The organism is Mucilaginibacter ginsenosidivorans, from assembly GCF_007971025.1.
GTDB classification, from domain to species: domain Bacteria; phylum Bacteroidota; class Bacteroidia; order Sphingobacteriales; family Sphingobacteriaceae; genus Mucilaginibacter; species Mucilaginibacter ginsenosidivorans.
In genome coordinates this window covers 4,287,269-4,300,605 of sequence record NZ_CP042436.1, presented here as the reverse complement: position 1 = coordinate 4,300,605, position 13,337 = coordinate 4,287,269, and the positions used below count along the sequence as shown (strand labels likewise).

At 46.0% G+C, this 13,337-nt stretch carries 11 protein-coding genes and 1 tRNA gene; 10 read left to right on the top strand and 2 right to left on the bottom strand.

What is annotated here, in order from left to right:
- The first annotated feature begins 101 nt into the window (after positions 1-101).
- Positions 102-2,183, top strand: coding sequence for an ATP-binding protein (locus FRZ54_RS19660; RefSeq protein WP_147033520.1), 2,082 nt, complete (start codon positions 102-104; stop codon positions 2,181-2,183).
- Between the two features lie 71 nt (positions 2,184-2,254).
- Positions 2,255-2,327 (top strand) — tRNA-Thr (locus FRZ54_RS19655).
- Positions 2,328-2,353: 26 nt separating this feature from the next.
- Here FRZ54_RS19655 and FRZ54_RS19650 read toward each other — a convergent pair.
- Positions 2,354-4,528: a tetratricopeptide repeat-containing sensor histidine kinase gene (locus tag FRZ54_RS19650; protein ID WP_187359679.1), complete on the bottom strand. Its 2,175-nt coding sequence runs from the start codon at positions 4,526-4,528 to the stop codon at positions 2,354-2,356.
- A gap of 98 nt (positions 4,529-4,626) precedes the next feature.
- Complete coding sequence (locus FRZ54_RS19645; RefSeq protein ID WP_147033518.1) at positions 4,627-4,980, bottom strand: DUF488 domain-containing protein; 354 nt, start codon at positions 4,978-4,980, stop codon at positions 4,627-4,629.
- Positions 4,981-5,050: 70 nt separating this feature from the next.
- Between FRZ54_RS19645 and FRZ54_RS19640 the strand changes: the two genes are divergently transcribed.
- The 8 genes from FRZ54_RS19640 to FRZ54_RS19605 all read left to right on the top strand — a co-directional run bounded on the left by FRZ54_RS19640 (position 5,051) and on the right by FRZ54_RS19605 (position 13,246).
- Positions 5,051-5,515: a DUF1801 domain-containing protein gene (locus tag FRZ54_RS19640; protein ID WP_147033517.1), complete on the top strand. Its 465-nt coding sequence runs from the start codon at positions 5,051-5,053 to the stop codon at positions 5,513-5,515.
- A 107-nt stretch (positions 5,516-5,622) separates the two neighbouring features.
- Entirely contained in the window at positions 5,623-7,251 is a 1,629-nt protein-coding gene (locus FRZ54_RS19635; protein ID WP_147033516.1) for an acyl-CoA carboxylase subunit beta, read from the top strand.
- A 158-nt stretch (positions 7,252-7,409) separates the two neighbouring features.
- Positions 7,410-7,628 carry a hypothetical protein gene (locus FRZ54_RS19630; RefSeq protein ID WP_147033515.1) on the top strand — a complete coding sequence of 73 codons (219 nt, stop codon included), beginning with the start codon at positions 7,410-7,412 and terminating at the stop codon, positions 7,626-7,628.
- Between the two features lie 23 nt (positions 7,629-7,651).
- Positions 7,652-8,836 carry a dipeptidase gene (locus FRZ54_RS19625; protein WP_147033514.1) on the top strand — a complete coding sequence of 395 codons (1,185 nt, stop codon included), beginning with the start codon at positions 7,652-7,654 and terminating at the stop codon, positions 8,834-8,836.
- 93 nt (positions 8,837-8,929) lie between these two features.
- The gene (gene trxB, locus FRZ54_RS19620; protein WP_147033513.1) at positions 8,930-9,886 is read left to right on the top strand and encodes a thioredoxin-disulfide reductase; all 957 of its coding nucleotides are present in this window, start codon (positions 8,930-8,932) and stop codon (positions 9,884-9,886) included.
- A 48-nt stretch (positions 9,887-9,934) separates the two neighbouring features.
- Complete coding sequence (locus tag FRZ54_RS19615) at positions 9,935-10,048, top strand: 30S ribosomal protein THX (protein WP_147033512.1); 114 nt, start codon at positions 9,935-9,937, stop codon at positions 10,046-10,048.
- Between the two features lie 122 nt (positions 10,049-10,170).
- Complete coding sequence (locus FRZ54_RS19610) at positions 10,171-12,471, top strand: family 20 glycosylhydrolase (RefSeq protein ID WP_147033511.1); 2,301 nt, start codon at positions 10,171-10,173, stop codon at positions 12,469-12,471.
- A 7-nt stretch (positions 12,472-12,478) separates the two neighbouring features.
- A complete protein-coding gene (locus FRZ54_RS19605) occupies positions 12,479-13,246 on the top strand; it encodes a hypothetical protein (protein WP_147033510.1) in 768 nt (255 codons plus the stop codon).
- Positions 13,247-13,337: the final 91 nt, after the last annotated feature.

Genomic DNA, 13,337 nt, shown 5'->3' with positions numbered 1-13,337 from the left:
TCAATAGAATTTTATTGCGGGATTTTAAAACAAGTGAGATTTTGTAATAAACCTTGTTTAATTTACTTTTACAACTTGCATAATTTCTACCAAACTAACGAATGAGAACAAGGCTAACCCGAAATCTCCAGATCGGATTCGGCATCTCCATATCAATATTGGTTGTTTCCGCCATTGCCTCCTATGGCAGCATCGAGAATTTACTAAAAAGCTCGGCGCTTGTAGATCACAGCGACGAGGTTATTCAGAAACTGGAGGCCACGGTTTCAACAATGAAGGATGCGGAAACAGGGCAGCGGGGTTACCTGCTTACCGGTTATACCGAATTCCTGGAGCCATATAACGGATCGCGTAATAAGGCAATTCAATATGCCAATGAGTTTTTAAAATTAACGAAGGACAATGCTCATCAGCAGGTTTGGGGTGCCAGGATAAAGGAGATACTGCTTTACCGGCTCAATATCCTTCAAAAGCTGATCGATAAAAAGAAAAGTGGCGCAACGGTAAACCCCGGCGACTTACTTGCAGGGAAACTGGCCATGGATTCACTCAGAAATGTCGTGAATCATGCTGAACTGGAAGAAAAGAACCTGCTGAATAACAGGTTAAGTGTGCTTAACAGGTATACCTATGATACTCCATTTTTTCTTTTCATAGCTGCGCTGGTCGCTGTGGCCATTTCTGTATTTTCCTATTTCAGGGTTATTAACGAGGTAAAGGAGCGCGCCAGGCTGTTTGACGAACTCAAGGACCAGGAACAGCAAACAGCTGCTTTAAACGAAGAACTGACGGCAACGAACGAAGAACTGGCCTCGGCAAATGATGAGCTCGCTGCAGCTAATGAAGAGATCAATGCCACCAACGAGGAACTTGCGGCCGCCAATGAAGAACTTGCGGCTGCTAACGAGGAGATCAACGCCACAAATGAGGATCTTGCGGCGACCAATGAAGAGTTGAATGCTGCCAACGAGCAGCTTAATGAATCGCAAGAGGATATCCGCCAATTGAACGAAAAATTAGGGGCATCTAACGAAGAACTGTCCGCTACTGTGGACGAGCTTTATCAATCGCAGCTCAGCCTGAAGGCATTGAACGATGACCTGGAAGACAGGGTAGAGGCCCGTACCAGGGCCCTTACCGAAAGCGAGGGCCGCTTCCGCATCATGATGGAAACCATGCCCCAGATAGCGTGGGTAAGTAATAATGATGGTGAGATAAATTTCTTTAATAAGCGTTGGTATACGTATACAGGCATGTCGTACGATGACAGTAAAGGGTGGGGCTGGAGTGCCGGTATTCACCCGGACGACTTGCCTTTTGCGGCTGAAAAGTATAAAGAGATATTGCTAAGCGGCGAAAGCGGCGAATTTGAGACCAGGAAAAGGCGCAAAGATGGTGAGTACCGCTGGCACCTGGCAAGGCTACAGCCAGTAAAGAACGAGAGTGGCGAGGTGCAGCTTTGGGTGGGTACCGCTACTGATATTCACGAGCTTAAAAACCTGCAACAGCAAAAAGATGATTTTATCTCTATTGCCAGCCACGAATTAAAAACACCGATCACGAGTTTAAAGGCATCCCTGCAACTGCTGGACCGGCTGAAGGATACGCCATCCACGCTTACCATACCCAAACTTATTACCCAGGCCAACAAAAGTCTTGACAGGCTGAACGTACTGGTGGAGGATCTGTTAAATGTAAGCAGGCTTAACCAGGGGCAGATACACCTGCATAAAACACGGTTCAATTTGATGGAACTGGTAAACGATACCTGCCAGTACATCCGTATCGAAAATGTGTACGAGGTTACGGTTACCGGCGAAACCGGCCTGCACGCATTTGCCGATGCAAAAAGGGTAGAACAGGTATTGGTCAATTTCCTAAATAATGCCATCAAATATGCGCCTTCTTCAAAAGAGATAAAGATAAGCGTTGAAAAAAAGGACGGGATGGCTAAAGTTTCTGTTACCGACCAGGGCCCCGGTATACCATCTGACAAGGTTCCGCATTTATTTGATCGTTATTTCCGCGTTGATAGCGCAGGGATGCAGTTCTCGGGCCTGGGTCTTGGTTTGTATATCAGCGCCGAGATCATCAAAAAACACGATGGCCAGATAGGCGTTGACAGCGAAGAAGGCAGGGGCAGCACTTTTTGGTTCACTATACCTTTAAAGGCGCGTGGCTAAAGCTAACTAAAAAGTAAGGCCATCAAAATTTGTTATTTGCCCTTACTAATATATCTTTGGGGCCGCGATTAGCCGAAATAGCTCAGCTGGTAGAGCAATTCATTCGTAATGAATAGGTCGCAGGTTCGAATCCCGTTTTCGGCTCTTTTTTCTTTGTGTTTAGTTATTGATCAACTTGCAACAGCCTGCACCGGATTCTCTGAAGCAGCCATATTTACCTTGTCTGCCGATGGCAAAGTGAAAAAGAAATTACTTCCCTTGCCCGGCTTACTGGTCACCCAAATGGTGCCGTTGCTTTTTTCTATAAGATCCTTGCAAAATAACAGCCCCATACCCGTGCCCGATTCATTGTGCGTGCCGGTTTTACTGTTTACTTTGCTCTTGAAAAGTTTCTTAGATTGCTCGGCCGTCATTCCCTCGCCGGTATCTTTGATGCTGATCAGGATGTTCTCGCCATCCCGTTTTGCTGAGACCTCGATCACGTCCTTATCACGCGAGAATTTGATGGCATTGGTGATCAGGTTACGCACCACTATCCTTACCGAATCCGGATCGGCACAGGCATTCAGTTCCTGCGGAACGCTGTCAATAAGTGTTATTCCCTTGCCCTGGGCCTGTTCATAATAATGCTCGGTTTCGCGCGCTACTATTTCTTTAACGGGGAAGCATTTTGCGGCACGGTCAAAGTTCTCCATCTGGCTATTGATCCAGAATAACAGCGTGTCGAGAAAATCGGAGGTGTAATCCAGTTTTTTTAACACATCGGGTATCATGCTCAGCATTTCCTCGTGCGAGATCGAATCATCCTGCAGCAGGCCGAATAGTCCCCGCAATGTGCTCAGCGGGGCCCGAAGATCATGCGCCAGTATCGCTATCAACCTGTCCTTTAAGGTATTCAGGTCGTTTAGCTTGGCCGCCTGGGTATCCATGTCGGCTTTTTGTTGTAATATTTCGGAGTTCTTGTGTGCAAGTACCGCGCTTACCCGTTGCTGCTTACGCTTTTCGTTATAATAGATCCCTGTAATAACCACCATCGCCATGATCACAACCAGGAAGATCATAATCGTAAGCCGCTGTGCGCGCGAATTTTGTTTGTACAGCAGATCTTTTTCGTGCTGTTGTTCGGCAAGCAAACGCTGTTTAACTGCAAAGCTAAGTTCGAAATTGTAAGAAGTAAGTTTTTGTATGCTTTCGTTATCCTTTAGCTTAGTTTTCAGATCAAGGTACTCGTTCAGCGCCTTATATGCATCGTTTATTCTACCCAAACCCGCCAGGGTTTTATTAAGTTCCAGAGCAGCGTTTACCCTAATGGACAAGTTGCCCAGCCTGGCGCCTATCTGTTGTCCTTTAACTGAATAAGGATAGGCCGCCCGGTAATCCTTTTGCATATTGTATACCGTAGCAAACCCAATGATGGCATAGGCCTGGTTATACACTATTTTATATTTCTCGGCTATGCGCAACGAGGTATCGAGGTAGCTTAACGCTTTTGGATATTCTTTTTTGTACGCATAACACAAACCGAGATCGGTGTACACGGAACTAAGTCCGTCCTGGTCGCTTTGTTTCTTAGCGATATTATTTGCTTTATTCAGATAAACGATAGCTTTTTCATAATTATGCTGGGCAACTAAAACCTCGCCGATATTCTCATTCAATATCCCCAGCACCTGCAAATGATTGGTCCCTTCGTATATGGCAAGCGATTTTTTATAATATTCAAGTGCATTGGGGTACACTTCCATATTCTGTAATATTACGCCTATGTCGTTATACAGATCGGCGGAAAACTCTCGATAATGATTCTTTACTGCTATAAAAAGCCCTTTGTAATAATAGTCCAGCGCCTCAGACAATTTCCCCTGGCTAAAATAAATGATGCCGATATTCTTGTAGCTATCAGTTAAGGCGTACTCATCGTTTGCCTGCTTATTAATGGCCAGCGCCATATTAAGATATTTAAGGGCCTGCGAATAATCGGCCAGGATATTGTACATGCGCCCATATTGCAGGTAGCACGCCGCCAAACCCGAATTGTCCCTGATCTTTTTGTAGATGGCAATAGCTTCGTCGAAACATTTGACAGCCGCCTCTGATTTACCCCTCACGTAATCCACATGCCCAGCCTGCACCAGCCCATCGGCAACGCCGGTTTCATAGTTTATTTTCCTGGCTATGTTTATTGCCTGGCTAGCATAGTAAAACGTAGTATCCGGGTCGGAGGAGAACCGCGCAGCGGCCAGTTTGTTAAGTTTATTAACAGCAGCTGTGTCTTTAACCGGTCCGCCAACGGCGAAAACATCTGCGCCTATACACAGTAATAATAAAAGTAGGTAGGTTTTCAATACAGCCATCAATTTCCAACGCTTTTATACGATGGTTGTGCCGGTTAGGTTCACCGAATATTTAATAATATAACCTGCAGGAATATCAAAGGGGTAAATTATAAATGCTGATTAACAAATTGTTGCAATACCAAAGCGTGGTTATGCTCCGTGTCGCCGGCGGCAAATAGTAAAGTTACCGTATGGTAACTATTAATGTCTGATAACAGTTCCTTAACTGCGCTTGAGCTGTTTAATTCTGAAAGATAAGCCGGAATAAAATGCCCCCATTTTTCGGGCTGATGGTTAAATTGTTTCCTTAATTCAGTTGATGGCGCCACCTCTTTCAGCCATTTATCGATATGTGCATTTTCTTTTTTTATTCCGCGCGGCCACAGGCGATCTATCAATATCCGGTAACCATCGGCTTTTGAGTACGGATCATAGATCCTTTTTATGTTGACATTTGCCATATTGAGCAGATCAATTTGTTAAATTTACAACAAACGATCTTAATTGTGCCGATCTTATCCTGAAAAGCCGGTGCCAAAAGAAGAAGTGAACGACCTGGTGAAGTTTCTGCTGCCTTATCCTGATAAGGTAAAGGCAGCGGCGTTATGGCTGCGCGAATTTGTGTGGGATCTGTACCCCCAAACTAACGAGCTCATCTATGATAACTACAACGCCGTGGCTTTCGGCTGGTCGCCTACGGATAAGGCTGGCGATGTGTTTTGCAGCATTGCGGTTGCAAGTGATCATGTGAATTTTGGATTCAACCGGGGCGTGGACTTTCCCGATCCGCAAAAGGTTTTGATCGGCAATGGCAATCAATACCGCTATTTACAGGTAAGGGAGAAGGATGGTTTCCCGGCGGAATATATGATACAATTGCTGGATGCTGCCTACCGGAATTCAATAGCACGAATGAAACCTCAGAAAAACCCCATTAGCGGCCAAACCATAGTCAAATCTATCTCACCTGTAAAAAGAAGGCCGGGATTTAAGTAACCGGTAATTGGTTAATAAGTGGTTAGTTGTTTCCTAAAGAAAAAGAGTGTTATTTAGCATATCATTACACCAGTTAACTGATCGCCAGTTAACTAATCACTAACCGAATGGACCTCGAATTCAATAAAAATGAAGATATAAATAAGCAGCTTGTTTTTGAGCTGAATACGCGCCTGAAAAAAGTACACGAAGGCGGCGGGGAGAAAGCAGCAGCCAAACAAAAGGAAAAAGGCAAAATGCTGGCCCGCGAACGGGTGGCATATTTGATAGATAATGATAGACCCTGGCTGGAGATAGGCGCTTTTGTAGCCGATGGTATGTACACCGAACATGGCGGCTGCCCTTCCGGCGGGGTAGTTTGCGGCATCGGTTACGTTTCGGGGCGGCAATGTGTTGTTGTAGCTAATGATGCGACGGTAAAGGCTGGCGCCTGGTTTCCCATCACGGCTAAAAAGAATTTGAGGGCGCAGGAGATATCCATCGAAAATAAACTACCTATTATTTACCTGGTCGATTCGGCCGGTGTTTACCTGCCCATGCAGGACGAGATATTCCCGGATAAGGAACACTTTGGCCGCATTTTTCGCAATAATGCTATCATGAGCAGCATGGGTATTATCCAGATAGCCGCTATAATGGGTTCATGCGTGGCGGGCGGGGCCTATCTGCCTATCATGAGCGACGAAGCCATGATCGTGGAGGGTACCGGTTCAGTTTTCCTCGCGGGATCATACCTCGTCAAATCGGCTATTGGTGAGGACGTAGACAATGAAACGCTCGGCGGTGCTACCACGCATTGCGAAATATCGGGTGTAACAGATTATAAGCAGCCCAACGATAAGGCCTGTCTCGATTCTATCCGTAATATTATGAGCATGACGGGGCATTTCACCGAAGCGGGCTTTGATCGTATCAAACCCTCCGCGCCAAAACTGGATGAGAAAGAAATTTACGGCATTTTACCCGATGCGCGCGACAAGCCATATGATATGCGGGAAGTGGTATTGCGTTTACTGGATAATTCCGAATTTGAAGAATATAAAACCGGTTATGGTCAATCTATCATTTGTGGTTTAGGCCGTGTCGATGGCTGGGCTGTAGGCATCGTAGCTAACCAACGCAAGGTATTGAAATCAAAGAAAGGCGAAATGCAGTTCGGTGGCGTAATCTATTCCGATTCGGCGGATAAGGCCACCCGTTTTATCATGAATTGTAATCAAAAAAAAATCCCGCTCGTTTTCCTGCAGGACGTTACCGGTTTTATGGTCGGCAGCAGGTCCGAGCAAGGTGGCATCATTAAGGACGGCGCCAAAATGGTGAATGCCGTTTCTAATTCTGTGGTGCCTAAATTTACTATTGTTATCGGTAACTCTTATGGTGCAGGTAATTACGCCATGTGCGGCAAGGCCTACGACCCACGCCTGATATACGCCTGGCCATCGGCCAAAATAGCGGTAATGGGCGGCTCGCAAGCGGCAAAGACCTTATTGCAGATACAGGAATCGGCCATGAAAGTAAAAGGCGAGGAAATAAGCGCCGAAAAGGAAGAGGAACTGTTAAAGAAAATAACCGACCGTTACAATTCACAAACCACGCCTTATTATGCAGCTGCCCGGCTTTGGGTAGACGGTATCATCGACCCGCTCGAAACCCGGAAAGTGATCTCGATGGGTATGGAAGCGGCAAACCATGCGCCGATAGAAAAGCAGTTTAATGTAGGCATTATACAGACGTAGGTTAGTGATTAGTTGACTGGTGATTTGTGATTGGGGAAACGTGGCTAAAAAGCCCCTCTCCCCTGGAGAGGGGTTGGGGTGAGGCGCAGATCAATTTAATCCCCTGCCTGTAATTCGGATAAATAAAATACGTAATTTCATCCTGTCAAATACCCCGTATGCATCACCACATCTACCGTGAATTGATCGCGGCAATAGGAGGGCTACTTTTTATCATCATTGGCATCACCCGCCAGCGCGAACGTATGCGTTTGATCCGGTCAGGCAAAAAAGCCGAAGGCGCTATGGTATGTATCATCCTGGTAATTGCTGGTGTGTGCCTGCTGATCTTTGCCTTAGGCCTCTTCATTTACGAATCGGGCCGTAACCACGGTTAAAATAAATTACTATCTTTCCGCTTATGAAAAAACTGCCACTGCTACTGCCCCTGCTGCTAACACTGACTGCAAACGCCCAAAATGCCAAACAGATCCATCAAAAAGCCATCCTGGTTGACACCCACAACGATGCGCTTTCCAACGAACTGATCACCAAAGCCGATCTTTCCAAGCGCCAGGCTATCGGTAACCTCGACCTGGTACGGGCCAAAGAAGGCGGGCTGGATGTGCAGATGTTCTCGATCTGGTGCGGCGGCGAATACGGAAAAGGCAGGGCCTTCAAATTTGCAAACCGCGAGATCGATTCCCTTTATGCGCTCATCAAACGCAATCCCGGTAAAATGGTGATGGTGCGCAATGCCGCAGAATTAGAATCGGCCGTTGCTAAGGGCGAATTCACTGCTATGATAGGTGTCGAGGGCGGCCACATGGTTGAGGACCGGATGGATTATATCGATGCTCTTGCTAAACGTGGTATGCGGTACCTTACGCTTACGTGGAATAACAGCACGTCCTGGGCCACTTCGGCGGCAGATGAGACACACCACCTCGATTCGCTGAAACGCGCGGGCCATGTAGGTTTGAGCGATTACGGCAAGCAGATCGTCAGGCACCTGAACGAATTGGGCGTAATGGTTGATGTATCACACGTGGGTGAACAGACCTTTTATGACGTTATCGCTACGACAAGCAAGCCGGTCATCGCGTCGCATAGCTGCGCTTATGCGCTTTGCCCAAATCAGCGCAATATGAAGGATGCCCAGCTAAAGGCACTTGCTAAAAATGGCGGTGTGTTGTTTCTCAATTTCTATAGCGGATTTTTGGACAGCAGCTATATGGGTAAAGAGACCCGATTTCTGCGTGCTCATCATGCCGAGCTCGACTCGCTGGAAAAAGTTTATCACGATGCCGACCTGGCCAAGATCAGGCTGAATGTTATCCACAAATCCGAGTCGGACCTGATACGTCCGCCGTTAAGCCAGCTGATCAAACACATCGACTATATCGTGAAACTGATCGGGGTCGATCACGTGGGTATAGGCTCCGATTTCGACGGTGCTGAATCCTACCCGTTAGGAATGGACGATGTATCTGACTATCCGAAGATAACTGAAGAACTGCTGAAGTTGCATTATAGTGAAGCTGATATCGACAAAATATTAGGGGGGAACTTTATCAGGGTATTGAAAGCAAACACGGGCAAATAGTGTTTACAACCTGTTGGCTGTGCAGAACTTTACTGCTGCCTGACTAATAAAATGCGCTTTTTTCGTAAATTTGTGACTCATTTTTAAATTCTGATGTCACAAGAGAACGAACACGTAAAATGCCTGATCATAGGTTCTGGTCCTGCGGGATATACAGCGGCTATCTATGCCTCCCGCGCCGATCTAAAGCCTGTTTTATATACCGGCCTGCTTGCTGGCGGCCAGCTTACTCAAACTACCGAAGTGGAAAATTATCCCGGTTATCCTGATGGAATAATGGGTCCGGCGATGATGGAGAATTTCGAAAAACAGGCCGCACGGCTGGGGACCGATATCCGTTTCGGTTATGTAAGCTCGGTTGATTTTTCAAGCACACCACATAAGGTAGTGATAGATGATACAAAAACCATTTTAGCAGATACTGTGATAATTTCAACGGGTGCATCTGCAAAATGGCTGGGTTTGGAATCTGAACAAAAATATAATGGTTTTGGCGTTTCGGCATGTGCCGTGTGCGACGGTTTCTTTTTCCGCGGTCACGACGTAGCCATTGTTGGCGCCGGCGACACCGCAGCCGAAGAGGCCACCTATTTGGCCAAATTGTGTAAAAAAGTATATATGCTGGTTCGCCGCGATGAATTCCGCGCTTCAAAAGCCATGATGCACCGCGTAATGCATACACATAATATCGAAGTGATCTATAATACCGAAGCTAAAGAGATCATGGGCGATGGCCAGGTGGTAACAGGCGTGAAGACGGTCAACAATAAAACCAATGAGGAAAAAGTATTGGATGTAACCGGTTTCTTTGTAGCCATCGGGCATCATCCCAATACCGAAATTTTTAAAGGCTGGATAGATATGGACGAGAACGGCTATATCATCACTCAGCCAGGTTCCAGCAAAACTAATATCGAAGGTGTTTTTGCCTGCGGCGATGCCCAGGACCATGTTTACCGCCAGGCAGTAACAGCAGCCGGTACAGGCTGCATGGCCGCGATCGACGCCGAACGTTACCTGGCAGCGAAGGAGCATGTTATTCCCGCATAATTAGGTTTTAGCACTTATAGTTTGTAATTTTATAAAAAACAGTAAACTATGGGAAAAGGCGATAAGAAATCAAGAAAAGGCAAAATTGCAATGGGCTCATTCGGCAAAAGCCGACCGCACAAAATAAAAAAACAGGACGAGGCAAAGCCTGAAAAGAAATAAGCGACAAGCCATTCGTATTGCACGGGTGGCTTTTTTGTTTCGCTTTTTTTACAATATGTGAAACACTATTTTTTCAAAATCCGTTAACTTCACCACCTTAATTAAAAAATTGGTAGCCCGCTATGTATAAAACTATTGTTTTCCTGCTCCTAACCGCTCTCACATTCAATTCTACTACAGCCGAAGGGCAAGATACTGACCCTAATATGGGGATCATTCCTGCACCTGTTTCAGTCAAGAAAGCCGACGGACAATTTGTGTTGAGCCAGGAAACGGTATTGTACGCCGACAGCAACACCAAAGCGGTAAGTTTCTTTACCGAATATTTGCAAAACAGGCTCAACCTGCGTACACAGCTTAAAATAGGCGACGCCGGCAGCGCAGGCAATAGTATAGTGCTGACCGCAAAAGGTACTGAGAACCTACCGGAACAAGGCTACCGCCTGACTATCACCCCACAACAAATAATCATAGCAGGCAAGGGATCGGGCTTATTTTACGGCATTCAAACCGTATTACAATTGATACCTGCCGACAGGACGGCCTCCATAAAAATACCTTGTGCTACAATCGAGGATTACCCGCGGTTCGGTTATCGCGGTTTGATGCTGGATGTTTGTCGTCATTTCTTTTCGGTTGAATTTGTTAAAAAGATGATCGATGTAATGGCTTATTATAAGCTGAACAATTTTCACTGGCATTTGACCGACGACCAGGGCTGGCGCATCGAGATCAAAAAATACCCAAGACTTACAGAAATAGGCAGCCAGCGTGCACAAACGGTTATCGGCAACTATCACGACCGCACGCCTCAGCAATTTGATAATACGCCTTATGGCGGTTACTATACGCAGGACCAGATACGCGACGTTGTAAAATACGCAGCCGACAGATACATCAATATCGTTCCGGAAATTGAGATGCCCGGCCACTGTATGGCCGCATTGGCCGCGTATCCGGAATTAAGCTGCGATCCGTCAAAAACCTATAAAACATACGAAACCTGGGGCGTGGTGAAGGATGTTTATTGCCCTTCGGACAAAACGTTTGATTTTTTGCAGGACGTATTGACGGAGGTGATGGACCTGTTCCCGAGTAAATACATTCATATAGGCGGGGACGAGGTTCCGAAAGATGCCTGGAAAAACTCGGCATTCTGTCAGAAACTCATGAAAAAATTGAAGCTGAAAAATGAGGAAGAACTGCAAAGCTATTTCATACAGCGGATGGAAAAATTTGTTAATTCCAAAGGTCGCAGTATCATAGGCTGGGATGAGATATTGGAAGGCGGATTATCGCCGAATGCCACCGTCATGAGCTGGCGTGGCGAGGCGGGCGGTATCGCGGCAGCAAAACAAAATCATAATGTGATCATGACCCCGGGAAGCGGTGGTTTGTACCTTGACCATGCACAGGCAAAAACAGGCGAACCGGTTGGTATTGGCGGTTTTACACCATTGAGCAAAACCTATAGCTACAACCCTACACCTGCCGCTTTGACACCCGATCAGCAAAAATATATCGAGGGTGTACAGGCTAACCTGTGGACAGAATATATTCCAACGGAAGCAAAAGCAGAATATATGTACTTCCCAAGGGCGCTTGCCTTAGCTGAAGTAGCATGGACACCTTTGGTAAATAAAAACTTTAAGGATTTTTCAGAAGTACGCCTTCCTTCGCATTTGGCTTGGCTTGACAGGAATGATTATGATTACCGTGTACCCGAAGCAATTGGGGCTTGCGATACTATCACATTCGGCTCGCAGATGAATGTCCAGTTAAAACCTTCGGTTGCCGGAGCTAAAGTTTATTACACGATAGACGGGTATACGCCGCGCGAAACAGACATCGAGTACCGTATGCCGATGACCTATAACGTCCCGTCCGACCAGTACCGCGACCTGGAAACCATTGTAATTACTCCATCGGGCAAACGCAGCCGTGTTACCCACTCGGTAATGTATAATCGCCCGGCGCTGGCGCCGGTGGCTTACCAGGGCAATACGCAGGGTTTAAAGTATCAATTGCTGCAGGGCACATTTGATAATACCGGCGATTTTAAAGACGCCGCAATTATAGACAGTGGGGTGGTTAAAAGTTTTAACCTGGCCGAGCTTAGAAAGAATAAACCATCCTTCGGCGTAATATATAATGGATATTTGCGTATAGATACGGATGGCGTTTATCTGTTCTCTATTAAATCGGATGACGGTTCGGTATTGACCATCGACGATCAGCCCGTAGTAAATAATGATGGCAAGCACCCTTTAATGGAACAGGGCGGTGCGGTAGCACTACAAAAGGGCTATCATAAGTTTACTTTGAAATATTTTGACATAGGTGCGGTAAGGGCGTTAAAGGTATACATGACCATTCTGGGTAAGCCCAAAGGCGAATTGTCGCCTGAATCGATGTTTAACTAACTAAAATATGACTGCCAGGTTCTACTTATTTCTGTTAACAGGGTCTTTACTGATAGCCGCAGGCTGCACAAACGAAGAACAAAAAGCAGCGGCTCCTATTGTGCCTGCAAAAAAACCGGATTATGTGGCACCCTTTCGTTATCATAAACTCATCGAAGTTTCGCCCGGGCAGGATTACGACATATTGACCTGGGGCAGGGGATCTGCAACGACCGGTTCGTTCCTGATATTGCATTCCGACTCATCGGGTAAAAAGTTTACAACTACTACCGGCGATATCGACGGCACTATTGTCGATGTTTATAACTCCGATATGGACCTTGACGGTAATCCCGAGATACTGATACAGGCCAGGGGCACCGATACAACAAATTACGCAAATATCTATGCGTTTGAGTTTAGCAACAGTAAAGCCAATAAACTCGATTTTCCCAAACTCACCAAGTCACAAAGAAAGGGCTACAAAGGCAGCGATAACTTTTACATCAAGGAAGGTAAATTCATCCGCGAGTTCCCGATCTACGACGGTCCGGGTAAGGACGCGAAAACCACCGGTGCAAAACGCGTTCTCGAATACGGCTTGCGAAACAACGACTTTACAGTTAAACAGTTAAGTAAGGATTCGACAGATAATAAATCCAATAACACAACTCCGGCTGCTACAAAAACCAACTCAGATCTAAAGAAAAATAATTCTTCCAAAACAGAGAAAAAATCGTCGAAGAAGAAAACTACTGAAAAGTCAGGTAAGAAGAAAAAGAAGCACCGTTCGTAACGGATGACTTAAGGGTTACCGAGCATTTTAACCCATTCTTGCAAATCTTTATCTGATATGTCGCTTTGCTCGGATTTGTCCTAAACAGAAA